Below are 24,652 nucleotides of genomic sequence, written 5' to 3' on the forward strand. Positions count from 1 at the left end.
CCGCCCCTACCCGCACGACCTCCCGTGGAGCCCCGCGATGACGCACCCCACCCCGGCCGCCCCGTCCGCACCGCGCGCCGTGCGCACCGCCTCGGTCGCGGTGTTCGTGGTGTTCGCCCTGTCCGGGTTCAACTTCTCGAGCTGGGCGGCCCGGCTGCCGGCGGTGCGGGACGCCCTCGGCCTGTCGGAGGCCCAGATGGGCCTGCTGCTGCTCGTCGGGTCGTGCGGCTCGCTGGTCGCGCTCCCGCTGTCGGGGCTGGTGGTGACCCGGATCGGCGCGGTGAAGGCCGTCGCCGGGTTCGCGCTGCTCAACGCGGCGGGCCTGTCGATCGCGACGTTCGGCGCGGCGATGGGCGAGGTCGTCGTGACCGCCGCCGGCCTCGTGGTGTTCGGGGTCGGCACCGGCGTGTGGGACGCGGCGATGAACCTCGAGGGCGCGATGGTCGAGCAGAAGCTCGGGAAGACCGTCATGCCGCGGTACCACGCGGGCTTCTCCCTCGGCACGGTGGTCGCCGCCGGCGTCGCCGCGGTGGTCGCCGCGGCGCACGTCCCGGTGCAGGTGCACGTCCCGGTGGCCGTCCTGCTGTCCTCGGTCGCGGTGCTCGTGGCGGTGCGGTCGTTCCTGCCCGCGGGCCAGCACGCGCCCGCCGCCGACGGCGAGCACGCCGCGCACGCCCCGCGGTCGGTGTTCGCCGCCTGGCTGGAGCCGCGCACGCTGCTCATCGGCCTGGTCGTCCTCGCCGCCGCGCTCACCGAGGGCGCCGGCAACGACTGGCTGAGCCTCGCGGTGGTCGACGGCTTCGACCAGTCCGACGCGGTCGGCGCCATCTCGTTCGGCGTCTTCGTCACCGCCATGACCGTGATGCGGTTCCTGGGTACGGCGCTGCTCGACCGGTTCGGGCGGGTCGCCGTCCTGCGGCTGTGCGCGGGCCTCGCGCTGGTCGGCCTGCTGATCTTCGGCCTGGTCCCGGACGACCTGCTGTGGCTCGCGCTGCTTGGCGCGGTGCTGTGGGGCATGGGCGCGGCGCTCGGGTTCCCGGTCGGGATGAGCGCGGCGAGCGACGACCCGCTGCACGCGGCCGCCCGGGTGTCCGTGGTGTCGACCATCGGCTACTCGGCGTTCCTGGCCGGCCCGCCGCTGCTCGGCCTGCTGGCGCACGAGGTCGGCTACCGGCACGCGCTGCTGGCGATCGCGGTGCCGATCGTCATCGGCCTGCTCGTGGTGAACGCCGCGGCACCGGCGCGGCGGGAGCCCGCGGAGCGGCCTACGCTCGTCCCGTGACCACCGACGTCCAGTCCGCGACCTTCAGCGAGCTCACCACCCTCGGGGTGGGCGGCCCCGCCGACCGGCTCGTGGAGACGAGCACCGAGGCCGAGCTGATCGACGCGGTGCGCACCGCCGACGCCGAGGGCGTCCCGCTGCTGGTGCTGGGCGGCGGGTCCAACCTGCTCGTCTCCGACGCGGGCTTCGACGGCCTGGTGGTCCGGGACGTCCGGCGCGACCTGACCACGCCCGACCACTCGGCGTGCGCCGGCGTCACCGTCACGGTCGCCGCGGGCACCCCGTGGGACGACGTGGTCGCGCACGCCGCCGCGCACCGGCTCAAGGGCATCGAGGCGCTGTCCGGGATCCCCGGCTCGACGGGCGCGACGCCCGTCCAGAACGTCGGAGCGTACGGCCAGGAGGTCGCCCAGACGATCGCCACGGTGCGGGTGTGGGACCGGCAGAAGAGCCGGGTGCGGACGCTCCCGGTCGTCGACCTGCAGTTCGGCTACCGGACGTCGCTGCTCAAGCGGTCGATGCGGTCGCTGCCGGACGCCGCCGACCCCGGCGCCCCCTGGTTCCCGACGCCGCGGTACGTCGTCCTGGACGTGACGTTCCAGCTGCGCGTCGCCGACCTCTCGGAGCCGATCCGGTACGCCGAGCTCGCGCGGGCCCTCGGCATCGCGGTGGGGGAGCGGGCGCCGCTGCCGGAGGTGCGCGCGACCGTGCTGGCCCTGCGCGCCCGCAAGGGCATGGTGCTCGACCCCACGGACCCGGACACCCGCTCGGCGGGGTCGTTCTTCACGAACCCGGTGCTGACCGAGGCGGACGCCGCGGCGCTCCCCGAGGACGCGCCCCGGTTCCCGGCCGGCGAGGGCCTCGTGAAGACCAGCGCCGCGTGGCTGATCGAGCAGTCCGGGTTCACGAAGGGCTACGGCCTGCCGGGGCCGGCGGCGCTGTCGACCAAGCACACCCTGGCGCTGACGAACCGGGGCGGCGCGAACGCCGGCGACCTGCTCGCCCTGGCGCGCACGGTGCGCGACGGCGTCGCGCACCGCTACGGCATCACGCTGGAGCCGGAGCCGGTCCTGGTGGGCGCCGACCTCTGACGCCGGACGCGCCCGCCCCGGCGCGCCCGTCGCCCCACACCCGTCGCGAATGAGCGCGGTGGGTTGATCAACCGGAGGGTTGCGCAACCGGGTCGGCAGCCAGCCACGCGTCGATGCCGGCCAGGAGGCGCGCCCTCGTGCCGTCCGAGGCCCGGCTCGCGCGGATCGACGCGCGGGCCAGGTCGGCCAGCTCGGCGTCGGTGAAGCCGTGCACCTCGCGGGCCGTCGTGTACTGCTCCACCAGCCGGGACCCGAACAGCAGCGGGTCGTCCGCACCGAGGGCCACCGTCGCACCCGCGTCGACCAGCCGGCGCAGCGGCACGTCCTCCGGCCGGCGGTAGACGCCGAGCGACACGTTGGACGCCGGGCACACCTCCAGGGCGATGCCGCGGTCCACGATCCGGCCCAGCAGCGCGCCGTCCTCCGCCGACCGCACCCCGTGGCCGAGGCGGTCCGGGGCCAGCGACTCCAGGACGTCCTCGACGTGGGGCGGGCCGAGCAGCTCGCCGCCGTGCGGCACGGACGCCAGGCCCGCCCGCCGGGCGATCGAGAAGGCCGGGGCGAACTCCGGGGTCTCGCCGCGGCGCTCGTCGTTGCTCAGGCCGAAGCCGATGACCTCGCCGGGGCCGTCGCCCGCGTACCGGGCGGCCAGCCGCGCGAGGGTCCGCGCGTCCAGCGGGTGCCGCATCCGGGACGCGGCCACGATCACGCCCACCTCGACGCCGAGGTCCGCGCTCGCCGACCGCGCCTCGTCCAGCACGATCTCCAGGGCGGGCGTGATGCCGCCGACCGGAGGCGCGTACGACGTCGGGTCGACCTGGATCTCGAGCCGGCCCGAGCCCTCGGCGGCGTCGTCGGCCGCGGCCTCCCGCACGATCCGGCGCAGGTCCGCCTCGCCGCGGACGCACGCGCGGGCCGCGTCGTACAGCCGCTGGAACCGGAACCAGCCCCGCTCGTCGGCGGGGACCCGCAGGCCCTCGCCGTCGAGCAGCGTGGCCGGCAGCCGGACGCCCCGCTCAGCGGCCAGGTCGGCGAGCGTCTGCACGCGCATCGACCCGGTGAAGTGCAGGTGCAGGTGGGCCTTCGGGAGCAGGGCCAGGTCGCGCACCCGGCGAGTCTGCCTGATCCCCGCGCGCCCCGCCCCCTCCGCCGCGCCGGGGCCCCGCCGGCGCGAGGTCGAGGGTTCGCGTCGAGGTCGAGGGGTTGCGCGGGCGGTTTGACGCGAAACCCTCGACCTCGGCGGGGCCCGGCACGGGGTCAGGGCGCGGGGAGGAGGCCGCGCTGCATCGCGACGGTGACCGCGTGGGTGCGGTCGTCGACGCCGAGCTTCGCGAACGAGCGCAGCAGGTGCGTCTTCACGGTCGCCTCGGTGATGTACAGCTCCCGGCCGATCGCGGCGTTCGACAGACCGCGCGCCACCCCGGCCAGCACCTCGAGCTCGCGCGCCGTCAGCCGCTCGCCCTCGCCGCGCATCTGCTGCACCAGCCGCGACGCCACGGACGGCGACAGCGCCGACTCGCCCCGGGCGGCGCCGCGCACGCCCGCCACGAGCTGGTCCCGCGGGGTGTCCTTGAGCAGGTACCCGGTGGCGCCCGCCTCGACCGCGCGCAGGATGTCCGCATCGGTCTCGTAGGTGGTGAGCACGAGCACCCGCACGCCCGGCAGCTCGGCGACGATCCGCGCGGTCGCGGCGGCGCCGTCGAGCACCGGCATCCGCAGGTCCATCAGCACCAGGTCCGGCCGGAGCGTCCGCGCGGCCTCGACCGCCGCGGCCCCGTCGGCGACCTCGCCGACCACCTCGACGTCCGGCTCGACGGTCAGCATGCCGACCAGGCCCGACCGCACCACGGGGTGGTCGTCGGCCACCAGCACCCGTACCGCCGCCGTGGTGTCCTGCTGCTCCCGCGCGGTCACACCGTCCCCGTCCCCGGGCCGGCGTGCGGCCCCTCGTCGCGGAGCGGCATCGCCAGCCGCACCCGCGTCCCGCGGCCGGGCTCCCCGGCCACGTCGAGCGTCCCGCCGCCGGCGGTGACGCGCTCGCGCATCCCGCGCAGCCCGACGCCCTCGGCGGTGCCGGGCGCGAGGCCCTGCCCGTCGTCCAGCACCTCGAGCGACAGGGCGCCGTCGTCCCGCACCAGCCGGAGCAGCACCCGGCGGGCGCCCGCGTGCTTGCGGACGTTGGCCAGCGCCTCCTGCGCGGCCCGCAGCAGCACGACCTCGGTGTCCCGGTCCGGGGCGCCGGCGTCGCCGAGCACGACCTCGACGCGGACCCCCGTCTCGGCCTGGAACCGCTCGGCCAGCCGCTCCAGCGCCTCGGCGAGCGTGGCGTCCGCCAGGGCGGCCGGCCCGAACGCGGCGACCAGGGCCCGCGCCTCGGCCAGGTTCTCCCGGGCCACCCGCTCCACCTGGTCGAGCCGGTCCCGCGCGAGCTCGGCCCGGCCGGCGTCGAGCTGCGCCTGCGCGGTCTGCGCGAGCATCACGACGCTGGTGAAACCCTGCGCGAGCGTGTCGTGGATCTCCTGGGCCATCCGCTCCCGCTCCGCGAGCACCCCCGCGGCGTGGTTGCTCTCGGCGAGCTGGGCCTGGGCGGACTCGAGCCGTTCGAGCAGCTCCGCCCGCTCCTCGGACCGCTCGGCGACCCGGGTGATCCAGACGCCCAGCGCGAGGGAGAAGATCAGGCCGACCGCCATCTGCGCGACCAGCACGACCAGGTCGCGCGCCGACGGGTCCTCGCCCGCCGCGAACGCCGCCGTGGCGATCGCGGTGCACGAGCACACCGCCAGCACGACGGACGCCACGACGCCCTCGCGCATCGAGGCCGCGAAGAACCAGACCTGGGAGAAGCCGACGAACAGCAGGATCGACCCGATGGTGCTGACCCCGCTGCACAGCGAGACCACCAGCACCAGCACCACCAGGTACGCCCGGGTGAGCCGCAGGTCGCCGGTCCGCGCCCCGCGGCGGCCGACGAGCACGTACGCGGCCAGCAGCACGAGCAGGCCGCCGAGCGCGGCCCAGGTGGAGCCGGCCGGCGGGTAGCTGTCGGCGACGGTGACGATGGAGATCGCGCTGATCGCCAGCAGGGCGTAGAAGGCGGCGTCCCACCCGGCCAGCGAGCGGCGCCAGAACATCGTCCGCTCGGACTCGGCACGGGCGGCGCCGGGGGCCGGGGCCGTCGCCCCGTCCCCCGGTCGTGCTGCGCTCATCACGGGCCCAGTGTGGCGCAGGTCAGCCGTCGTCACGGCGCCGCCACCGGAAGGTCCGCACCCCGACGACCAGCCCGACGACCAGCCACGCCAGGAGCACCGCCGCGGTGGCGCCGTGCTGCCAGGACCCGGACGGCTCCAGGGCGGCCGCCTCGTCCGGCAGGAACACCGACCGCATGCCCTGCGCCATCCACTTGAGCGGGAACACCGACGCCACCTGCTGCATCCACGACGGCAGGTCGTAGAACGCGAAGAACACCCCGGAGATGAACTGCAGCACCAGCACCACCGGCGTCACCACCGCGCTCGCGGAGCGGCCCGACCGCGGCAGGGACGAGAACCCGACCCCGCACACCGCGCCGGCGGCCGCGCCGAGCAGGAACACCCAGGCGAACGTGGCCCACCCGGCGGCGTCCGGCATGTCGACGTCGAACAGGAGGGCGGCGACGGCCAGCAGGAGGGCCACCTGGACCACGGAGACGACCAGCACCTGGCCGACCTTCCCCAGGAAGTACGCGGCCGGCGGCAGCGGCGTCCCCCCGAGCCGCTTGAGCCCGCCCTCGTCGCGCTCGACCGGGATGGAGATGGCGAGCGACTGGAACGACGACAGCAGCACGCCCGTGGCGATCATGCCGGGCAGGAAGTACTGCGCGAACGGCACGCCGTCCGCGACCTCCGCGCCGTCCTGGCCGAACACCGTGGCGAAGATCGCCAGCATGATGATCGGGTACGCGAAGATGAAGATGATCGCGTCCCGCTCGCGGAAGAACCCGCGGATCTCGTAGCGGGCCCGCTCGACGCCGAGGGGCAGGGTCCCGGGCAGGCGGCCGGTCGTGGTCCGGTCCGTGGTCGTGGCGCTCATCGTGCGGCCTCCGTCGTCGCCAGGGCGGACGGGGCCGCCGGGGTGCCGAGCTCGTCGTCCGCGATGAGCCCGAGGTAGATGTCCTCCAGCGTCGGCCGGACGACCTGCAGGCCGGGGACCTCGCCGCCGAGCCGGGCGCCGAGCGCCGCGACCAGCGCGGTGGGGGCGTCGGTCTGCTCGCGGCGGACCGCGCCGCCCTCGGTCCACTGGACGACCGCCTGCCGGGCCGAGCGACCGCCGAGGTCGGCCGGGGTGTCGACCGCCACGACCCGCCCGGACCGGACGACGGCCACCCGGTCGGCCAGGTGCTCGGCCTCCTCCAGGTAGTGCGTCGTCAGCAGGATGGTGGTGCCCCCGTCGCGCAGCCCGGACACCAGGTCCCAGAACGCGTGCCGGGCCTCCGGGTCGAACCCGGTCGTCGGCTCGTCGAGGAACAGCAGCTCCGGGCGCCCGACGATGCCCAGCGCGACGTCGAGGCGCCGCCGCTGGCCGCCGGACAGCTGCCGGCTGCGGGTCCGCGCCTTCTCGCGCAGGCCGACCGCCTCGATCACCTCGTCGGGGTCCCGCGGGTCCGGGTAGTACCGGGCGAAGTGGTGCACGAGCTCGGAGACCGTCGCCTCGGCGAGGTCGTGCGTGCCCTGCAGCACGATGCCGATGCGGGCGCGCCAGTCGCGTCCCGCGGTCTGCGGGTCGGCGCCGAGGACGCGGACGTCACCGCCGTCCCGGTGCCGGTAGCCCTCCAGGATCTCGACCGTCGTCGTCTTGCCCGCCCCGTTCGGGCCGAGCACGGCGACGATCTCGCCGCGGGCCACCGTCAGGTCGAGCCCGTCCACGGCGCGCTTCTCGCCGTACCGCTTCTGCAGGCCGGTCACCCGGACCGCCAGGTCGCTGTCGTCCATGGCACCCAGCCTGGCGGGCGGGGGTCGCGGGGCGGGACGACCGGGGGACGGGACCGCCCGTCCACCGATCGGTGGACGGGCGGGTCGGCCGGGTCGGGTCAGCCCTCGGCGAGCAGCGCCTGGATGCGCCCGACGCCCTCGGCCAGGTCGGCGTCGCCCAGCGCGTAGGACAACCGCAGGTACCCGCTCGGCCCGAACGCCTCGCCCGGGACCACCGCGACCTCCGCCTGGTCGAGCAGCAGCGCGGCCAGCTCGGCGGAGGTGGTGGGCGTGACGCCGCGGAACGTGCGGCCGAGCAGCCCGTCCACCGCCGGGTAGGCGTAGAACGCGCCCTCCGGGGCGGGGATCACGACGCCGTCGATCTCGGACAGCATCGACACCATCGTCCGCCGGCGGCGGTCGAACGCCTCGCGCATCGCGGCGACGGCCGACAGGTCACCGGTGAGCGCGGCGATGGCGGCGTGCTGGGACACGTTGGCGACGTTGGACGTCAGGTGCGACTGCAGGTTCGTCGCGGCCTTGACGACGTCCGACGGGCCGACGAGCCAGCCGACCCGCCAGCCGGTCATCGCGTAGGTCTTGGCGACGCCGTTCAGCACGACCGTGGTGTCCGCGAGCTCGGGGACCGCGGACAGCACCGGCGTCGCCACCGCGCCGTCGTAGGTGAGGTGCTCGTAGATCTCGTCGGTGACGACCCAGATGCCGTGCTCGAGCGCCCAGCGGCCGATCTCGGCGGTCTGCTCCGGCGAGTGGACGGCGCCGGTCGGGTTCGACGGCGAGCAGAACAGCAGCACCTTGGTCCGCGGGGTCCGTGCGGCCTCGAGCTGCTCGACGGTGACCTTGTAGCCCTGGTCGACGCCGGCGACCACCTCGACGGGCACGCCGCCGGCCAGCCGGATCGCCTCGGGGTAGGTGGTCCAGTACGGGGCCGGGAGCAGCACCTCGTCGCCCGGGTCGAGCAGCGTCGCGAACGCCTGGTAGACGGCCTGCTTGCCGCCGTTGGTCACGAGGACGTCGGCGGGGGAGATCGCGTAGCCGGAGTCGCGCAGCGTCTTGGCCGCGATCGCCTCCTTGAGCGCGGGCAGCCCGCCGGCGGGGGAGTAGCGGTGGTTCGCGGGGTTCCGCGCGGCGGCCACCGCGGCCTCGACGATGTAGTCCGGCGTCGGGAAGTCCGGCTCCCCGGCGCCGAAGCCGATGACCGGCCGGCCGGCGGCCTTGAGGGCCTTGGCCTTCGCGTCCACCGCGAGGGTGGCGGACTCGGCGATGCCCCCCACACGGGCGGACACGCGACGGGGGCGGGCGGGCTGGGCGGGGGCGGACGCGCTCACGGGGCCATCCTCGCAGAGGACGCGGCCGGGCTCACGCGAGGCGCGCGATCTCGGCCCGGTCCCGGGCGCCCGTCTTCCGGCGGATGTTGCGCAGGTGCGCGTCCACCGTCCGCCGGCTCAGGAACAGCCGGGCGGCGATGGCGCCGTTCGACTCCCCGAGGGCGACCAGCCCGACGATCTCGCGCTCCCGGCCGGTGAGCACCGAGGCGAGGCCCGCGGCGGGCTCGGCGTCCCGCAGCGCGTGGTCCGCCTGCGCCGCCCGCTCCGGGTCGCCCGCCAGCCGGAGCAGCCGGCCGGCGTTGCGGAAGCACCGCGCCGCGAGCGGTCGCACGCCGAGGTCGACGAGCTGGTGCCCGGCCGCCATCAGCGCCCGGGGATCCTCGTCGTGCAGCGCCCGCGCGGCGGCGAGGTAGGCCGCGTACCGCGGGCCACCGAGCCGGTCCGCGCCGCCGGCCGTGCGCCGGGCACGCTGGGGGTCGTACCGCAGCAGCAGCCGGTGCAGCTGGGCGACGTCCGCGGCCAGCCCGTACCGCCGCTCGACCAACCGCTCGAGCATCTCGTCCTGCACCCGCACGGCCCGCTCGGGGTCGTCGTGGGCGTACAGGTCCATCGCCGTGGCGGACGCCGGGTCGCCGAACGGCAGCGCCGCGCCGCACCCGGTGGGCTGCCGGGCGAGGTGCAGCGGCCCTTCCGCCCCCGGTTCCGGCCAGCCGGCCAGCACGAGCGTCGCGAGCAGCACCCGGACCGCCCCGTCGGGCGGCAGCACCAGCCAGCGGGCGCCGGCGCCGGAGGCGAGCACGGCGTACAGCTCCCGGCGGGCATCGGCGAGCTGCAGCCGCGCCGTCATCGCGAGCGCGGCGATGTACCGGCCGCCGACGGCGGCCGGGGATGCGCTGTCCGCTGCGCGGCGGACCATCGCCCGCCCGTGCGCCAGCGCGTCGTCCATCCGGTTGTCCCCGAACACGGCGACCCCCGTGAGCAGGTCCGCGCTCTCGCCCAGCAGCGCCGGCCAGCCGCTCCGGTCGACCGCCAGCACCCCGAGGGCGTCGCGGGGCTCGCCCAGCACCAGCCGGCACGCCGCGAGCGCGACACGCGCGGTCGCGCCGCCGAACCCCGGCTCCGCGGTCAGGGGCGCGAGCACGGCCGCATGGTCCGGGGGCACCGCGTCGAACTCCGCCTGCAGCGCGACCGACAGGGCGACGAGCGCGGGGTGGGCCGGCGAGCAGGGCGGCAGGTCCGTCAGGTCGGCGAGCACGGCGTCGCAGGGCTCCCCTGCGCCGAGGCGCAGCCGCGCGCGGAGGTACCGGAGCTCGACCGTGGTGAACGGTGCCGGGTCGGCGGTGCGTTCCGCGCGGTCCAGCACCTCGTGCGCGGTCGCGCGCTCGCCGGAGTCGAGCAGGCAGCGCACGAGGCGCACGGCGTCCTCGGCGGAGCCGCGGTCGCGCCACGCCCGGGTGGCGGCGTGCCGCTCCGCGGCCACGGCACGGGCGGAGGAGGCGGCGGAGACGGCGTCCGCGAGGTCGCGCGCCGACGGTGACTCCGGGTGGGCCGGCAGGTCGCCCGGCGGCGCCACGCCGACCGGGGGATCGCCGTCGGCGGCCAGCCGGGCGCGCAGCAGCTGGGCGGCCCGATCCGCGTGCGAGGTCCGCTCGGCCCGGTGCAGCGCCTCCGCGAGCACCCGCCGCCGGCGGCCGGTGAGCGGCGCCCGCGCGACCCGGTCCGTCAGGCCGGGCGGATGCAGCTGGACCACGGGGAACGGGCGCTCCGGTGCGCCCGGGTCGCGCCCGGTGCGCAGCACGCCGGCGTCCTCCAGCCGCTCGACGGCGCCACCGCACAGGGCCTCCGCGGTGGCCGTGCTGACACCCCCGACGACCGCGAGCACGTCGAGCGCGTCCCGTTCCTCCTGCTCCAGGCCGGCAAGGTGCGGCGTCCAGGGCCAGTCGGCCCCGGGGCGTCGCGGGCCGGTCTCGGCCACCACGCCGTCCGCCGCGGCGACCGCCCCGTCCGCGACCGCGGCCTCCAGCAGCGCGCAGGCCAGCACCGGCAGCCCGCCGGACTCGGCGTGCAGCTGCGCGGCGACGGCCGGGGACACCGCGCAGCCGACGTGCTCCTCCAGGACGGCGTGCAGCCGGTCGACCCCGAGCCCGTCCAGCCGCAGCTCGGCCAGCGGCTGCACGGTGCGCGCGAGCCAGGCGTCGGGCCCGGGCGGCACCGTCGCGACGACGGGGTTGCCCAGGCGGGCGCGCAGCAGACCGAGCAGCGCGCGGGACCGCGGGTCCAGCAGGTGCGCGTCCTCGAGCAGGACGACGTGGTCGCCGTCGGCGAGGAACTCGTGCAGGACCTCGTAGAGCCGCGCGAACACCACCACCGGATCGCGCAGCCGCGCCCCGAGGCCGGGCGGCAGGGACAGGCGCAGCGCCTCCAGGTCGGGGACCCCGGCCGCGCCGAGGACGCGGAACGCGTTGCGCCCGCGCTCGCGGAGCAGGTCGTCGAGCCGGCTCAGCAGCGCGGACCGGCCGGAACCGGGGCCGCCGGTCACCCGGACGCCCACGCCCCGGTCCACCAGGTCGAGCACGCGACGGGCCTCGTCGTTCCACAGGGGCACGCCGTCCTCCCCGGGTCCGGGCGCCCCCCACGACCGTCGGGCAGTCACGAGCGTAGACGGCCGCGGGTGGCGGGGGCGGGGTCCTTGGTCACCGCGGTCGGTCCCGTCGTGGCGGAGCGAGCGGGGCGGCGCGCGAGCGCGGTGCCGGCACGCAGGAGCGCGGCGGCACCGAGCGCGAGCGCGGCGGCCGTCCCGCCGGTCCGGGCGAGGCCCCTGCGGACCGGGTCCGGGGCCGTGCCGGCACCCGGGGGCGGGACTGCCCCCGACCCGGCCGGGGCGTCGCCGAACCAGGACACGACGAACGCCGCCCGCACCACCTGCACCTCGCCCGGGGCGCCCGTCACGGCCGCCGGGTCCGGTAGGGACACCCGCACCGGGACGACGACCTGGCCGCCCGCGTGCACCCGGGGCTCGGCCCCCAGGGCGTCGCCGTAGGACACCGGCTCGGCGAGCGTTCCGGCCGCGTGCCACTCCACGAGCCGCCCGACGGCGTCGACCCGGCCGTACTCGACGGCCAGCGCCCGCGCCAGCGTCTCGGCCACCGGTCGGTCCGCTGTCAGCACGCCGTCGAACGGCACCGGTGCGGCCCTGGACGCGGTGCCGGCCGCCGAGACGCGCCACTCACCGGCCACGGCGTCACCGGGATGCGCCAGGTCGAAGGTGTGCCTCAGGGGCTCCCCCTGCACGGTGAGGGCGGTGGCCGGGTCGGTGTTCGCCGCCCGCGTCCCCGCCGCGGCGGCATCGCCGCCGACCGCCAGCCCGGCAGCGGCGACCGAGACCAGCGCCGCCCATCGCGCCCGGGACCACCATCGCACCGTGCTCACCCCGCTCCCCGCGCGCCCGTCGGCAGCGCGTCCACCAGCGTCACCCGCGGCGTCACCCGCAGCGTCAGCGCGGGCACCTCCCACAGCACCGTCAGCCGGGCGGGCTCCGACCACGCCGGCCCGGCCTCGTTCGTGAACTGCGCCCGGTACTGCCACCCGTCCATCTCCGCGGTGACGCCGCTGAGGACCAGCGGCAGGGAGGTGCCGCCCGGCACGTCCTGGAAGTCGGTACCGCCGGCGGTGCTCACCTGCCACTGCGCCGCGACGGGCGCGTCGGTCCCGCCGTACGCGGCGCGGAACGTCGCGGAGCCGCCCTCGGTCACGATCTGCGGGGCGGGGTGCTCGGTCACGACCGGCCTCGCGACCTCGACGGTGAGCCGGGCGCCGGTGGTCCACCGGGTGCCGAACTCGTTGTCCACGCGCAAGCGGTACCACCACCCGTCCATGTCGAGGGTGACCGGGTCGAGCGTCAGGGTCGGTCCCTCCGGCGCGTCCAGGAGCTCCCAGGTCTGCCCGCCGTCCGTCGAGCGGAGCCACCGGGCGGTGAGCGGCGGCTCGCCGGTGTACTCCGCGGAGAAGGTCACCGCGGTGCGTTCGGGTGCGACGGTGTGCGACGGGTGCCGTGTCACGGTGGGGGGCGCCTTGACGGTGAGCACCGCATAGTCCGTCGTGACCGACCCCCCCGTGTTGCTGAACCGCGCCCGGTACCGGGTGCCGCTCTCCGGCAGGCCCACCGGGCCGACGGCCAGCGCCGGGGTCGTCGCGCCCTCGATCGTGGTCCAGGGGCCGTCGGGACCCGTCGAGCGTTCCCAGTGCGTCGTGGTGGCCGCGGCGGTCCCGCCGTACGCCGCCGTGAAGATCGCGGTGGCGCCGACGCCCACGGTCTGGTCGACGGGGTGCAGCGTGACGACCGGCACCGCCGGGATGACGTGCAGGACGGTCGGCCCGATCTCGAGCCACACGGGGAACCGCATCACGCGGAGCCGGTAGTGCCAGCCGTCCATCGACATCGTGACGTCGGACAGCGTGAGGGTGAGGTCTGTCGCCCCGGGGATGTCGGTGAACGTCTGCCCGTCCGTGGACACGGACCACTGGGCGGACGTCGGCGCGACCCCGCCCGCGGTGGCGTCCTCGGACGCGTCCAGGGTCACGGACCCGCCTTCCGCCACCGAGTGGCCGGCGGGCAACGACCGGCTCGCCGCCCCGGCGGGCGAGACTGGCGGGGCAGGGGCCGCCGCCGCCGGGGCCGCCAGCAGGACGGTCAGCGCCAGCACCAGCACGGATGCCGCCTGCCGCGTCGAGCCGCGTGCCACCGGGGGCAGACCCTCCCCGTGCGCCTGCCCGGCCGACGGCGCACCGAGCACGGCCAGCAGCACGGTGGCGGCCGCCCGGACGATGCGGAGCGGGGACACGGGGGTCGCCTCGCGCTCAGGACCCGAGCCGCGGGTCGAGGTAGGACACCGTGAAGTCGGCGACAAGGGTCAGCTCGTCGCCCGCGGCGCCCTCGAGGTCGCGCGGATCCGGCAGGACGACGCGCACCGCGATCGGCACCGACTCGCCGCCGGCGATCGTGACCGCCTGCGTCCCGTGCAGCACGTCGCCGATGCTGCGGTGCTCGGCAAGCGTGCCGGCGTCCCGCCACCCGATGACCTGGCCCTGGTCGTCCAGGACGCCGTACTCGACCGTGAGCGCCGCGGCCAGCGTCGCGGGCACGTCGGCCCCGACGTCGAAGGCCCCGTCCCAGGTCGTGGCGTCCGGCCCGTGGTTGGTCAGCGTCCAGTCGCCGCGCACCTGGTCGACGTGCCCGGAGGTGTCGAAGGTGTGGTCGATCGGGTCGCCGGCGATCCGGAGCAGGGCGCCCTGGGGCGCCGTGCCCGCGTCCGGCACCTCGGCCCGGAAGGTGTTCCCGGCGAGGGTCGTGTACAGCGTGCTGAGCGCCCCGGTGCCGACGGCGGTCGCCGCCACGGCGCCGATGCCGACGACCGCGGCGATCGTGCGGAGGCTCCGGCCGCGGGAGGGCTTGGTCTGGTCGATCGTCCTGGACACGATGTCTCCGTCCTCTGCGCTGTCGCCGTCAGTGCCACTGTCGTCCGGCCGCAGGGACCAGGCCCGGGCGGGCCGGAGACTAGGCGTGCGGGACGGCGGAGATCGGTGGCGGGCGGCCGGAGTACCGATCCCGCCGACGGGGCGACCTACGACCAAGGTCCCGGCCGTGCGGAGGGGCCGAGGACGAACTCGTCGCCCGGGTGGCGCCCTCCGGCGCCGGGGCGTCTCGGAGGTGGTTCGACCTCGGCCCGCGCGTCGCGTAGAGTGGTCCACCGGTGGTTGACGTCCGCCATGATGAGCCGTGCCCCGGCGGGGCGCTCGTCACGGATCGACGCCGCCGTAGGGTAGTGGCGCAATTGGTAGCGCACCGGTCTCCAAAACCGGCGGTTGCGAGTTCGAGTCTCGCCTGCCCTGCGCGTGTGGTCACGGACCGCGCGGCTCCCCCGGGGACCTCCCGGGGCGCGGCCGCCGGCCGACATGAGGCGCCCGGCGACGGCCGGCGTCGCGAGACGTAGGGGAATCGATCAGGTGAGCGACTCGGCACCCGTGGCGGCGTCCGACGCGGGCGAGCCCGCGGAGCGGACCGGCGGCAAGAAGGCCGCCCGCCCGGAGAAGAAGCGCGGCCTGTTCGCCCGGATCGCCCTCTTCGTCCGCCAGGTGATCGCGGAGCTCAAGAAGGTCGTCCGCCCGACCCGGTCCGAGCTGGTGACCTACACCGCCGTCGTGCTGGTCTTCGTGGCCGTCGTGATGGCCTTCGTGACCCTCGTGGACTTCGGCATCGGCCGGGCCACGTTCTGGATCTTCGGGGGCTGAGCCTCCGCGGCGCCCCCGCGGGGCGCACGTCACCTCAGCACCACCTTCCGCAGCAGAAAGCAGGTTCGCCCGTGTCGCAGGAATCGCAGGAGCCCGGTCTGGGTGCCGCCGAGTCCGAGCTCGACGACGCCCTGGCGTCGGTCGAGGCGGTCGAGGCCCCGGCCGCCGGCGAGCCCGCGGACGAGGCGGCCGACGAGGTCGAGGCCGTCGAGGTCGACGACGAGCCGGTCGAGGACGAGGCCGTCGAGGACGAGGCCGGCTCCGCCGACGAGGACGACGTCGACGTCGACGAGGACCCGGTCGCCGCGTTCAAGGCGCAGCTCAAGTCGCAGTTCGGCGACTGGTACGTCATCCACTCGTACGCCGGCTACGAGAACCGGGTCAAGACGAACCTCGAGAACCGCATCCAGAGCCTCAACATGGAGGACTTCATCTTCCAGGTGGAGGTCCCCATGGAGGAGGTCGTCGAGATCAAGAACGCGCAGCGCAAGGTCGTGCGCCGCGTCCGGATCCCCGGCTACGTCCTCGTGCGCATGGACCTCACCGACGAGTCGTGGGGCGCCGTCCGGCACACCCCGGGCGTCACGGGCTTCGTGGGCCACACCCACCAGCCGGTCCCGCTGACCCTCGACGAGGTGTTCTCCATGCTGGCGCCGACGATCGAGGCGAAGGCCCCGGCCGCCGCCCCGCAGCAGAAGACGGCCACCCCGATCGAGGTCGACTTCACCGTCGGCGAGTCGGTCACCGTCACCGACGGCCCGTTCGACACGCTGCCGGCCACGATCTCCGAGATCAGCCCCGAGAACCAGAAGCTCAAGGTCCTCGTCTCCATCTTCGGCCGGGAGACCCCGGTCGAGCTGTCGTTCAGCCAGGTCGCCAAGATCTGACCCGCCGCCCCGCGCCACGCGGGGCGCGCGCGGACGCAGCACTGCAACCGGGTCATCGCCCACGGCGTCGGCCCACGAGAGAAGAAAGGGTGGCTCATGCCCCCGAAGAAGAAGGTCACCGGCCTCATCAAGCTCCAGATCAACGCCGGTGCGGCGACCCCCGCCCCGCCGATCGGTCCGGCGCTGGGTCAGCACGGTGTCAACATCATGGAGTTCTGCAAGGCCTACAACGCGGCCACCGAGTCGCAGCGCGGCAACGTGATCCCGGTGGAGATCACGGTCTACGAGGACCGGTCCTTCACCTTCATCACGAAGACCCCGCCGGCCGCGGAGCTCATCAAGAAGGCCGCCGGTGTCGCGAAGGGCTCGCCCACGCCGCACACGGTCAAGGTCGCGACGCTGACCGCGGACCAGGTCCGCGAGATCGCCTCGACCAAGCTCGAGGACCTGAACGCCAACGACCTCGCCGCCGCCGAGAAGATCATCGCCGGCACCGCGCGCTCGATGGGCATCAAGGTCGAGGGCTGAGCCCCCGGCTCGACTGAACCACCGCCCGCCCCGGGACCTCCGGGGCGGGCGCCCCAGTGGCAGGGCCCTGTGCGGCCCGACGACCACGACTGCTGAAGGAGAGAGAGCAGATGGCGAAGCACAGCAAGGCGTACCGCGCCGCGGCCGAGAAGATCGAGGCCGGCACCACCTACAACCCGCTGCAGGCGATCCGCCTCGCGCAGGCCACGTCGACCACGTCGTACGACGCGACCGTCGAGGTCGCCATGCGCCTCGGTGTCGACCCGCGCAAGGCGGACCAGATGGTCCGCGGCACGGTCAACCTGCCGCACGGCACCGGCAAGACCGCCCGCGTCATCGTGTTCGCGACCGGTGAGCGTGCCGAGCAGGCCCGCGCCGCCGGTGCGGACGAGGTCGGCGGCGACGAGCTGATCGAGAAGGTCGCGGCCGGTTACACCGACTTCGACTCCGCGGTCGCGACCCCGGACCTCATGGGCAAGGTCGGCCGTCTCGGCAAGGTGCTCGGTCCGCGTGGCCTCATGCCGAACCCGAAGACCGGCACCGTGACCATGGACGTCGCGAAGGCCGTCGCCGACATCAAGGGCGGCAAGATCGAGTTCCGCGTCGACAAGCACGCGAACCTCCACTTCATCATCGGCAAGACGTCGTTCTCCGACACCCAGCTGGTGGAGAACTACGCCGCCGCGCTGGAGGAGATCCTGCGTCTCAAGCCGTCCGCGTCGAAGGGCCGCTACATCACCAAGGCGACCGTCTCGACCACGAACGGCCCCGGCATCCTGGTCGACCAGAACAAGACCCGGAACCTCACCTCGGAGGACGAGGCGGCCTGAGCCACCTCACCCGGAACACGGAGGCCCGGCACCCCTGAGGGGGTGCCGGGCCTCCGCCGTCCGCGCTCGAGCGGTGGCGCCGAGCGCGGTGGCTCCAGCCGAGCGCGGCAGCTCCTGCTACCGCGCCCGGCGCGAACCACCGCGCTCGGCGACGACGGTCCGCGCGGGGCCGCGCGGCGCCGGGGGAGCAGTCCCGGCCGACGCCGCGCGGCGGTCGTGGGCCGGCCCTGTCAGGGGGCCGGCCGGTGCGGGGCTAGTGCCCCGCGTGTCCCGTGTCGGCCGGGAGGCCGTGCGAGCCGTGCGGGACCGCGTGGGCGCCCGCCTCGGTGGCCGCGAGGCCCGGCACGGTCACCAGGGCCACCAGCAGCGCGCCCGCCGCGAGCGTCCCCGCCTGACCCGCCCCGCCGGGGGCCCGGCGCCGGGACCCCGGGGCGCCCGCCGCGCGCAGGCCGAGGGCGAGCAGGACGCCGGTCGCCAGCGCCAGCACCAGCGCGGCCGCCTCGGCGGCGGTGGTCGCCGTCCCGGTCAGCGGGGCGCTGAGCAGCACCGCCGGCCCCGCCGCCAGGGCGACGCCGGCGGCTGCGCGGGGCGCCGGGGCGGGTCCGCGCAGGGCGAGGACGCCCCAGCCGAGGGTGACGAGCCCCAGGGCGGCGAGCGCGACGCCCACGGGCAGGTGGTGCTCGAGGTGGCCCGCGCCGACGCCGCAGGCGACCAGCCCCAGGCCGAGCGCCGCCAGCGACGACCACTGCCGGGCCAGCGCCTCGAGCGCGCCCTCGCGGACCGCGCCGGCGTCCGGGACGACGGCGCCGCCCGCCGGCCGCGCCGGGGCGTGCGTGCGGCCGCCGAGCAGCCCCCGCGCCGGCCCGGGCACGCGACCGGCGAGCGACGCGCTCACGCCCGGCGCGCCGCGGCCGGGGCGGTGGCGGCGCGGTCGGCGCGGTCGGCGCCCAGGCCGACGCCCAGCAGCAGGATCGCGCTGGCGAAGTGCAGCACGTTGTCCGCGCCGTTCAGGGCGAGGATGTTGGCCGACGACCCGACGAGGAACAGGCCGAGCAGGCCGACCAGCAGGTAGACCGCGCCGACGGTGGTGTTCGCGCCGCGCGCGGCCCGCACGGAGGACAGGGCGGCGCCCAGCAGGGCGGCGCCGATCGCGAGGTGCACGATGTTGTGCAGGGGGTTGACCTCGAAGAAGATCAGCGTCCCGCCCTCGGTCCCCGCGAAGTCGGCGCCGGAGCTCACGAAGAACCCGGCGATCCCGACGAGCAGGTAGACGGCGCCGAAGATCCCGCCGACGAGGCGGTTGGCAGACTGGCCCATGGTGATCTCTCCTCCCGGGGTGACGTCCCCGCTGGTGTGGCGCACGGGGCGTGCGCTGGTCGGGGTTCGGAGCCGGGGCGGGACCGGATGGGTCCGGCCTGCGGGTGAAGCGCGCCGCACCCGTGCGCGCGCGCCCCGCACCCGTCCGGGGGCTGGACGGACCCCCGTCCCGTGCACCAGGGTGGGAGGCATGCTCGTGGCGTTCTCCGTGTCCCCGCTCGGTGCGGGTGAGTCCGTGACCGAGGCCGTGGCCGACGCCGTGCGCGTCGTCCGGGACTCCGGCCTTCCGCACCGCACCGACGCGATGTTCACCACGATCGAGGGCGAGTGGGACGAGTGCATGGCCGTCGTGAAGCGGGCGTCCGAGGCGGTCGGCCGGCACGCCGGCCGGGTGAGCCTGGTGCTGAAGGCGGACGTCCGGCCGGGGCGCACGGGTGAGCTGACCGGCAAGGTCGAGCGGCTGGAGGAGCACCTGTCCGCGTGACGGCGCGCGCGTCCGGCCCCCGTGCCGGGCGCGTCGGCGTGGACATCTCGTGCAGATGGGTGAGCCCGGGGACCCGTGCGGTGCCCGGGGTGGAAGACTTCCGCGGGGTGGAGCGCCCGGCGGTGCCGGGCACCGAGCAGCGGTGCGTGCGGCGCGGTGGGGCGGTCCGGCAGGGGGCCGCGGGAAGGGATGCAGCGGACTGATGGCGATCTTCGAGCTCGACGGCGGCCAGGGGACCCTCGTCCAGCCGATGCGGCCCCGGGCCGACGCGTTCGAGTCCGACTCGTCCGCGCTGGTGACCGAGCACGTGTCGGACCTCCTGGGCGAGCAGGTGCTCCCGGTCCGCGAGGGCGGCAGCGGCGGCCCGCACCTGCTGGCGCTGGACGCGGGCTCGCGGCCCGTGGTGGTCGAGGTCGTGCAGCTGCTGGACGAGGCGGGCCTGGTGCGCGCGCTGCGGCACGCGGGCGGCGCGGCCCGGCTGAGCCGTGCCGAGCTCGCGCGGATGTACCGCGGCGGGCCGGAGGCGTTCGAGGCGGACCTGGCGGTGTTCCGGGACCGTGCGCCGGTGCTGCAGTCGCAGCGGCCGGTGCCGCCGGGCGCCCGGCTCGTCGTGGTGTGCGCCGACGTCGCGGAGGACGTGCTGGAGGCGGTCGACCACGTGACGGCCGCCGGCGGCGTGGAGGTGCTGCGGCTGGGCGTGACGCAGGGCCCCGGCGGCCGCCGCTACGTCGACGTGTCCCCGCTGCGCACGACCCCCGGCCAGCGCCGCGCCGTCGAGCCGGGGCCGCGGACCGGCGCGGTGCCGGTGACCGCCGGGCGCACGGCCGCCTCGGGCGCCCAGCGCGGCGTCGCCGCGACCGACCCGACCCCGGTGGTCCGCCCGGACGACGCCGAGCACCACCGGCACGCCGCGCCCGCGGCCGCGCCGCGCCCCGCGCCGCGGACGGACGAGACCACGCTGATCCCGCCCGTCGTGGACGACGTCCCGGCACCGCGCGACGGCGACGCGGCCGACCCGCTGCCCGAGCTGGAGGCGCTGGCCGCCGCCGAGCGCCGCGACCTCGAGCTGGTGTGGCACCGGGTGCGCCGCAACCAGCGGCTGGTGGCGACGCTCCGGGTGGACGGGCTGATCGAGCTCGCCGACGGCAGCGTGCACGCCGACCCGAGCAGCGCCGCGACCGCGGCCGCGGACCTGGAGCGGCCGGCCGACGGCTGGCGGGTGTGGCGGTTCGGCGAGGACGGCCCGACGCTCGGCGAGGCCGTCGGCGCCTGACGGCCCGCGCGCCGCCGCGGTCCCTCACGACCAGCCGTACGCCGCCGCCCACCGGCTGATCTCGGCGTACAGCCGCGCCCGGACCGGCGCCGGCGACAGCGTGAGGTCGTGCAGCCCGCCCGTGATCCGCACCACCGACACCACCGGCCCGAGCTGCACCGCGCGCCGGGCCAGCAGCTCGACGTCGAGCACCACGTCCGCGGCGCGCATGTCCTCGCTCCACCGCGGGCTGATGACGGTCCGGTCGGACGCCAGCATCAGCACGGGCACCCGGATGTGCAGCCCACGGGCCACCTCGGCGTGCCCGGCCAGGATCGCCGCCAGCCAGCCGGCCCGCACCGGGAACGACGGCACCGGCCGCCAGGCGTCGTCGTAGGTCCACTCGCCGCCGTCGGCGGCGCGGAGGGTGCGGGCGTAGTAGCCGGGGTCGATGTTGGGCAGCGGCGCCTTCGGCTGCAGCCGGGCCAGCCGGGCGATCGCGGGGGCGCTGATGTGCCGTGCCAGTGCCGCGCCCTGCAGCTCGAGCCACGGCGAGTTGAGCACGAGGCCGTGCAGGCGCCCGGGATGCCGGTTCGCCCACAGCGACGCGATCAGCCCGCCGGTCGAGTGGCCCATGAGCATCACGCGCGCGAACCGGCCGAGGTCGCGGTGCACCTGCTCGAGCGCGGCCTCGATCTCCTCGTCGTACGTGCGCAGGTCGGCGACGTACCCGGGGGTCTGGTGCGGCCGCAGGCTCCGCCCGTACTTGCGCAGGTCGAGGGCGTAGAACGCGGCCCCCTGCGCGTGCCAGAACTCGGCGAGGCCGGTCTGGAAGAAGTAGTCGGACCAGCCGTGCAGGTACAGCACCGCGCGCGAGGGCCGCAGCCGCTCGGGCGTCGGCGGCGCGTACCGGACGAGGCTGGCGACGACCTCGCCCTCGTCGTCCGGCGCCAGGTCGATCGTCCGGACCCGGTAGTCCTCGCCGAGGACGTCCTCCTGCCACCGGCCGGCCATGGCGCGCCCCCCTCGTCGGCCCCGGGGGCCGTCAGACCTCTGCGACGACCTTGCCGAACTGCTCGCCGCGCGCCAAGCGTGCCAGGCCGTCGCCGACCCGGGCCAGCGGGACGGTCGAGTCGACGACCGGCCGGACGCCGGTGCGGGCGAGGAACGCGAGCAGCTGCTCCAGGTCCTGCTTGCTGCCCATCGTCGCGCCGAGCACCGCGATCTCCAGGAAGAACACGCGCTGGATCTCCATCGCGGCGGGGTCCCCGGTGGTGGCGCCGGCGACGACGACGGTCCCGCCCGGCCGCACGGAGCGCACCGAGTGCGACCAGGTCGCGGCGCCGACGGTCTCGATGACCAGGTCGACGCGGACGGGCAGCCGCTCGCCGGCGCCGACGGCTCCCGCGGCGCCGAGCTCCAGGGCCCGCGCACGCCGGCGCTCGTCCCGGCTGGTCACCCAGACCTCGAGGCCCGCCGCGGCGGCGAGCCGGATCGCGGCCGTGGCGACGCCGCCGCCCGCGCCCTGCACGAGCACCCGCTGCCCGGGCTGCGCGCGGCCGGTCACGAACAGCATCCGGTACGCGGTGAGCCAGGCGGTCGGCACGCAGGCCGCCTCGACGAACGACAGCGCGGCGGGCTTGGCGACGAGGTTCCACGTGGGGACCGCGACCCGCTCGGCGATCGTGCCGGGATACCGCTCGGACAGCAGCGACCGCGGCTCCGCCGGACCGACGCCGTGCCCGGACGCGCCGCCGATCACGGCGTGCAGCACGACCTCCCGGCCGTCGGCGGTGACGCCGGCCCCGTCGGTGCCCAGCACCATCGGCAGCTGCTCGGGCCTCAGGCCCACGCCGCGCAGCGACCACAGGTCGTGCTGGTTCAGCGCCGCCGCGCGCACGTCGACGGTCGTCCAGTGCTCCCGGGCCTCGGGCTCGGGGTGCTCCCCGACGGTCAGCCCCGCCAGGGGGTCGTCGGGCGAGAACCGGGTGACCATCGCGGCGAGCACCCCTCGACCCTAGCCCCGCCGTCGCCCGGCGACCCGGGACCCGCGCCCCGGCGTTCGGGCGCGCGGGGTGCGGGGGCGGGCGGGTCAGAGGAGAGGGAGCATCCGACCCAGGTCCGGGACCGAGTCCGAGGTGAACCGCGGCGCGAGCGCCGCCGCCAGCACGTCGACGTCGTACGGCACCCGGCCGGCGGCGAGGCGCACCCAGGTCAGCGGCTGCACGACGTCGAGGTCCCAGCCGCCGCGGGCCTGCACGATGTGCAGCAGCTCCGTCGCCACGAGGTCGAGCGCGTCGCCGTCGAGCGGCCCGGCCGAGGTGACCCCGTCGCCGAGGCCGCCCTCCGGCCCGAGCCCGCCCGGGACGCCCGGCAGCGGCCCGACGCCGGTGCCGAGCTCCGCCCGCGACCCGGGGGCGGCGCCGCGGGCGCGCGCGAGGGAGCGCTGCAGGTCGTCGGCGTGCACGACGAGCTCGGTGACCCGGGAGGCGAGCATGGTGGACAGCAGGACGGGGCCGCGGCGCGCCTGCACCACGCGGTCGTCGGGGCCGAGCTCGTCCGCCCGGCGCAGCGCGCGCTGGACCAGCGCGTCGACGTGCCGCAGCGGGTCGTCGGCGATCTCCGCCGCGAGCTCCTTGGTGACCCGGTCGATGTCGGCGGCCCGGCCCGCGTACGAGCCCAGGTACTCGGCGAGGGTGAGCGGCACCGTGCCCGCCGGCGCGGGCTCGCACACGGCGAGCGCGTCCATCGCCCGGCCGAGGTGCGCGACGAGCTCGGCGACGCTCCACCCGTCCAGCACGCTGGCCGCGCGCGCGGTGTCGGCGTCCAGCACGTCCCCGACCCACGAGCGCAGCGCGTCCCACTGCCGGCGCAGCACCTCGGTGCGCGCGGTCACGTCCCCGGTCCTCATGGGGTCAGCGTGCCAGACCCGGACGCGCGCCCGGCCCGCCGTCCGCGCCCCCGGCGCCCCGGCGCCCCCGTGCCCCCGTGCCCCCGTGCCCCCGTGCCCCCGTGCCCCGTGCCCCCGTGCCCCCGTGCCCCCGCGCCCGCGAATGGATCCTCTCGCACGAACACGCCCGGGCGAGTCCGTGCGAAAGGATCCATTCGCCGCCCGGGGTCCGGCCCGCCCGCGCGGCCTCAGCCCGCCAGGTGCTCGCGCACGAGCGGCCCGAGCTGCTCGTGCTCGATGAGGAACCCGTCGTGGCCGTAGGGCGTCCGCAGCGTGCGCAGCGGGCGGGCCCCCGGGACCCCGGCGGCGATCCGCGCGGACTGCTCGGGCAGGAACAGCCTGTCGGAGTCGACCGCGACCACCAGCGTGTCCGCGGTGACCGTGGCGAGCGCGGCCTCGACGCCGCCGCGGTCCCGGCCCAGGTCGTGCGTGATCATCGAGCGGGTGAGCACGGCGTAGGTGTTGGCGTCGAACCGGCGCGCGAGCTTGTCCCCGTGGTGGTCGAGGTAGGACTGCACCGCGAACCGACCGCCGTCGAGCGGCTCCTCGCCGCCCTGCGGGATGCGGCCGAACCGGGCGTCGAGCTCGGCGGCGCTGCGGTAGGTCTGGTGCGCGATCTGCCGCGCGAGCCCGAGCCCGACGTGCGGGCCCTCGCCGTCGGGGGCGTCGTAGTAGTCGCCGCCGCGGAACCGCGGGTCGGCGGTCAGCGCGGTGAGCTGGGTGTGGAACGAGGCGATCTGGTCGCCGGAGGTCTGCGCGCTGGTGGCGATCGCGGCGAGCCGCCGGACCCTGTCCGGCGCGGTGACCGCCCACTCCAGCGCGCGCTGCCCGCCCATCGACGCGCCCACGACGAGCGCCCAGGACCCGACGCCCAGCGCGTCGGCGAGCCGCAGCTCGGCCGCGACCTGGTCGCGGACGGTCAGCTGCGGGAACCGGCTGCCCCACGGCCGGCCGTCGGGCGCGGTGCTCGCCGGGCCGGTGCTGCCCTGGCAGCCGCCGAGCACGTTCGGCGCCACGACGAACCACCGGTCGGTGTCGATCGGCGCCCCCGGGCCGACGAGCGTCGACCACCAGCCGGGCGTCGGGTGGCCGGGTCCGGCGTCGCCGGTGACGTGCGAGTCGCCGGTGAGCGCGTGCAGCACGAGCACGGCGTTCGAGCCGTCGGGGGCGGGCGTGCCCCAGGTCTCGTAGGCCATCCGCACGTCGGGCAGCCGGCCGCCGGCCTCCAGGTCGAGGGCGCCGACGTCGACGAACCGGCGCCGGCCCACCGGGTCGCCCTCGCGCCAGGCGGACGACGCACGGGGCGGGGTGCCCGGTGCGGGCCGCCCGCTGCGGTCGCCCGGACCGGCGGCTGGGGTGGTGCGGGTGGTGCGGTGGGGCACGGGGCGTCCTGACGTCGGTGCGCCGACGGGCGCCGCGGGGGTCGCGGCGCCCGTCGGGGTGGATCG

General features: G+C 76.6%; 24 protein-coding genes and 1 tRNA gene. 9 read left to right on the forward strand and 16 right to left on the reverse strand.

Annotated elements, in window-relative coordinates; translation table 11 throughout:
* The first annotated feature begins 37 nt into the window (after positions 1 to 37).
* Complete coding sequence (locus tag FS882_RS17080) at positions 38 to 1,282, forward strand: MFS transporter (protein ID WP_158374835.1); 1,245 nt, start codon at positions 38 to 40, stop codon at positions 1,280 to 1,282.
* On the forward strand, positions 1,279 to 2,373 hold the full coding sequence (locus tag FS882_RS17085; RefSeq protein WP_158374836.1) for a UDP-N-acetylmuramate dehydrogenase: 1,095 nt from the start codon (positions 1,279 to 1,281) through the stop codon (positions 2,371 to 2,373). The genes FS882_RS17080 and FS882_RS17085 overlap by 4 nt, the downstream gene beginning before the upstream one ends.
* A 67-nt stretch (positions 2,374 to 2,440) precedes the next feature.
* Here the strand turns inward: FS882_RS17085 and FS882_RS17090 are convergent, their stop codons facing one another.
* The 10 genes from FS882_RS17090 to FS882_RS17135 form a co-directional block, all read right to left on the reverse strand.
* Positions 2,441 to 3,481 carry an adenosine deaminase gene (locus tag FS882_RS17090; RefSeq protein ID WP_158374837.1) on the reverse strand — a complete coding sequence of 347 codons (1,041 nt, stop codon included), beginning with the start codon at positions 3,479 to 3,481 and terminating at the stop codon, positions 2,441 to 2,443.
* A gap of 149 nt (positions 3,482 to 3,630) precedes the next feature.
* Entirely contained in the window at positions 3,631 to 4,197 is a 567-nt protein-coding gene (locus FS882_RS17095; RefSeq protein WP_410053297.1) for a response regulator, read from the reverse strand.
* An 86-nt stretch (positions 4,198 to 4,283) separates the two neighbouring features.
* On the reverse strand, positions 4,284 to 5,579 hold the full coding sequence (locus FS882_RS17100; protein WP_158374838.1) for a sensor histidine kinase: 1,296 nt from the start codon (positions 5,577 to 5,579) through the stop codon (positions 4,284 to 4,286).
* 22 nt (positions 5,580 to 5,601) lie between these two features.
* Positions 5,602 to 6,441: an ABC transporter permease gene (locus FS882_RS17105; protein ID WP_158374839.1), complete on the reverse strand. Its 840-nt coding sequence runs from the start codon at positions 6,439 to 6,441 to the stop codon at positions 5,602 to 5,604.
* Positions 6,438 to 7,340 (reverse strand): ABC transporter ATP-binding protein, encoded by a 903-nt coding sequence (locus tag FS882_RS17110; protein WP_158374840.1) that lies wholly within the window; start codon positions 7,338 to 7,340, stop codon positions 6,438 to 6,440. Before FS882_RS17110 ends, FS882_RS17105 begins: the two co-directional genes overlap by 4 nt.
* Positions 7,341 to 7,438: 98 nt before the next feature.
* Positions 7,439 to 8,668, reverse strand: a complete 1,230-nt coding sequence (locus FS882_RS17115) for a pyridoxal phosphate-dependent aminotransferase (protein ID WP_158374841.1) — start codon at positions 8,666 to 8,668, stop codon at positions 7,439 to 7,441.
* A gap of 31 nt (positions 8,669 to 8,699) precedes the next feature.
* Entirely contained in the window at positions 8,700 to 11,273 is a 2,574-nt protein-coding gene (locus tag FS882_RS17120; RefSeq protein WP_158374843.1) for a LuxR family transcriptional regulator, read from the reverse strand.
* 44 nt (positions 11,274 to 11,317) lie between these two features.
* A complete protein-coding gene (locus tag FS882_RS17125) occupies positions 11,318 to 12,097 on the reverse strand; it encodes a hypothetical protein (RefSeq protein WP_158374845.1) in 780 nt (259 codons plus the stop codon).
* Complete coding sequence (locus tag FS882_RS17130; RefSeq protein WP_158374847.1) at positions 12,094 to 13,509, reverse strand: immunoglobulin domain-containing protein; 1,416 nt, start codon at positions 13,507 to 13,509, stop codon at positions 12,094 to 12,096. The genes FS882_RS17125 and FS882_RS17130 overlap by 4 nt, the downstream gene beginning before the upstream one ends.
* Before the next feature lie 16 nt (positions 13,510 to 13,525).
* Entirely contained in the window at positions 13,526 to 14,143 is a 618-nt protein-coding gene (locus FS882_RS17135) for a hypothetical protein (protein ID WP_158374849.1), read from the reverse strand.
* Positions 14,144 to 14,484: 341 nt separating this feature from the next.
* Here FS882_RS17135 and FS882_RS17140 point away from each other — a divergent pair.
* From FS882_RS17140 to rplA, 5 genes are all read left to right on the forward strand, one after another.
* Positions 14,485 to 14,557 (forward strand) — tRNA-Trp (locus tag FS882_RS17140).
* Between the two features lie 114 nt (positions 14,558 to 14,671).
* The gene (gene secE / locus FS882_RS17145; RefSeq protein ID WP_262348376.1) at positions 14,672 to 14,956 is read left to right on the forward strand and encodes a preprotein translocase subunit SecE; all 285 of its coding nucleotides are present in this window, start codon (positions 14,672 to 14,674) and stop codon (positions 14,954 to 14,956) included.
* A 71-nt stretch (positions 14,957 to 15,027) separates the two neighbouring features.
* On the forward strand, positions 15,028 to 15,843 hold the full coding sequence (gene nusG / locus FS882_RS17150; protein ID WP_158374853.1) for a transcription termination/antitermination protein NusG: 816 nt from the start codon (positions 15,028 to 15,030) through the stop codon (positions 15,841 to 15,843).
* A 96-nt stretch (positions 15,844 to 15,939) separates the two neighbouring features.
* Positions 15,940 to 16,371: a 50S ribosomal protein L11 gene (gene rplK, locus FS882_RS17155; protein WP_147795436.1), complete on the forward strand. Its 432-nt coding sequence runs from the start codon at positions 15,940 to 15,942 to the stop codon at positions 16,369 to 16,371.
* Positions 16,372 to 16,481: 110 nt separating this feature from the next.
* Entirely contained in the window at positions 16,482 to 17,201 is a 720-nt protein-coding gene (rplA, locus tag FS882_RS17160; protein ID WP_158374855.1) for a 50S ribosomal protein L1, read from the forward strand.
* Between the two features lie 253 nt (positions 17,202 to 17,454).
* Here the strand turns inward: rplA and FS882_RS17165 are convergent, their stop codons facing one another.
* Both FS882_RS17165 and FS882_RS17170 read right to left on the reverse strand, forming a co-directional pair.
* Entirely contained in the window at positions 17,455 to 18,096 is a 642-nt protein-coding gene (locus FS882_RS17165; protein ID WP_158374857.1) for a hypothetical protein, read from the reverse strand.
* Entirely contained in the window at positions 18,093 to 18,518 is a 426-nt protein-coding gene (locus FS882_RS17170; RefSeq protein WP_158374858.1) for a DUF4383 domain-containing protein, read from the reverse strand. The genes FS882_RS17165 and FS882_RS17170 overlap by 4 nt, the downstream gene beginning before the upstream one ends.
* Before the next feature lie 190 nt (positions 18,519 to 18,708).
* On the opposite strand from FS882_RS17170, the gene FS882_RS17175 reads away from it, so the two are divergent.
* On the forward strand, positions 18,709 to 19,002 hold the full coding sequence (locus FS882_RS17175) for an MTH1187 family thiamine-binding protein (protein WP_158374860.1): 294 nt from the start codon (positions 18,709 to 18,711) through the stop codon (positions 19,000 to 19,002).
* Positions 19,003 to 19,204: 202 nt separating this feature from the next.
* On the forward strand, positions 19,205 to 20,275 hold the full coding sequence (locus FS882_RS17180) for a hypothetical protein (protein WP_158374862.1): 1,071 nt from the start codon (positions 19,205 to 19,207) through the stop codon (positions 20,273 to 20,275).
* Positions 20,276 to 20,299: 24 nt separating this feature from the next.
* Here FS882_RS17180 and FS882_RS17185 read toward each other — a convergent pair whose 3' ends face one another.
* The 4 genes from FS882_RS17185 to FS882_RS17200 all read right to left on the reverse strand — a co-directional run bounded on the left by FS882_RS17185 (position 20,300) and on the right by FS882_RS17200 (position 24,586).
* Complete coding sequence (locus FS882_RS17185; protein WP_158374864.1) at positions 20,300 to 21,268, reverse strand: alpha/beta hydrolase; 969 nt, start codon at positions 21,266 to 21,268, stop codon at positions 20,300 to 20,302.
* A 31-nt stretch (positions 21,269 to 21,299) separates the two neighbouring features.
* The gene (locus FS882_RS17190) at positions 21,300 to 22,262 is read right to left on the reverse strand and encodes a zinc-binding dehydrogenase (protein ID WP_158374866.1); all 963 of its coding nucleotides are present in this window, start codon (positions 22,260 to 22,262) and stop codon (positions 21,300 to 21,302) included.
* A gap of 84 nt (positions 22,263 to 22,346) precedes the next feature.
* Positions 22,347 to 23,165, reverse strand: a complete 819-nt coding sequence (locus FS882_RS17195; RefSeq protein ID WP_158374867.1) for a maleylpyruvate isomerase N-terminal domain-containing protein — start codon at positions 23,163 to 23,165, stop codon at positions 22,347 to 22,349.
* Positions 23,166 to 23,392: 227 nt separating this feature from the next.
* Entirely contained in the window at positions 23,393 to 24,586 is a 1,194-nt protein-coding gene (locus tag FS882_RS17200; RefSeq protein WP_158374869.1) for a homoserine O-acetyltransferase, read from the reverse strand.
* Positions 24,587 to 24,652 lie beyond the last annotated feature (66 nt).

Origin of the sequence: Cellulosimicrobium cellulans (assembly GCF_007679345.1) — a bacterium.
Lineage (GTDB): Bacteria > Actinomycetota > Actinomycetes > Actinomycetales > Cellulomonadaceae > Cellulomonas > Cellulomonas cellulans_A.

Excerpts from the sequence above, each read along its gene's own strand:
- rplA (WP_158374855.1), top strand. The coding sequence starts at position 16,482 with ATGGCGAAGCACAGCAAGGCGTACCGCGCCGCGGCCGAGAAGATCGAG.
- FS882_RS17095 (WP_410053297.1), bottom strand. The coding sequence starts at position 4,197 with ATGCTGACCGTCGAGCCGGACGTCGAGGTGGTCGGCGAGGTCGCCGAC.
- FS882_RS17175 (WP_158374860.1), top strand. The coding sequence starts at position 18,709 with ATGCTCGTGGCGTTCTCCGTGTCCCCGCTCGGTGCGGGTGAGTCCGTG.
- FS882_RS17180 (WP_158374862.1), top strand. The coding sequence starts at position 19,205 with ATGGCGATCTTCGAGCTCGACGGCGGCCAGGGGACCCTCGTCCAGCCG.
- FS882_RS17185 (WP_158374864.1), bottom strand. The coding sequence starts at position 21,268 with ATGGCCGGCCGGTGGCAGGAGGACGTCCTCGGCGAGGACTACCGGGTC.
- FS882_RS17105 (WP_158374839.1), bottom strand. The coding sequence starts at position 6,441 with ATGAGCGCCACGACCACGGACCGGACCACGACCGGCCGCCTGCCCGGG.
- FS882_RS17170 (WP_158374858.1), bottom strand. The coding sequence starts at position 18,518 with ATGGGCCAGTCTGCCAACCGCCTCGTCGGCGGGATCTTCGGCGCCGTC.
- rplK (WP_147795436.1), top strand. The coding sequence starts at position 15,940 with ATGCCCCCGAAGAAGAAGGTCACCGGCCTCATCAAGCTCCAGATCAAC.
- FS882_RS17195 (WP_158374867.1), bottom strand. The coding sequence starts at position 23,165 with ATGAGGACCGGGGACGTGACCGCGCGCACCGAGGTGCTGCGCCGGCAG.
- FS882_RS17110 (WP_158374840.1), bottom strand. The coding sequence starts at position 7,340 with ATGGACGACAGCGACCTGGCGGTCCGGGTGACCGGCCTGCAGAAGCGG.
- FS882_RS17080 (WP_158374835.1), top strand. The coding sequence starts at position 38 with ATGACGCACCCCACCCCGGCCGCCCCGTCCGCACCGCGCGCCGTGCGC.
- FS882_RS17100 (WP_158374838.1), bottom strand. The coding sequence starts at position 5,579 with ATGAGCGCAGCACGACCGGGGGACGGGGCGACGGCCCCGGCCCCCGGC.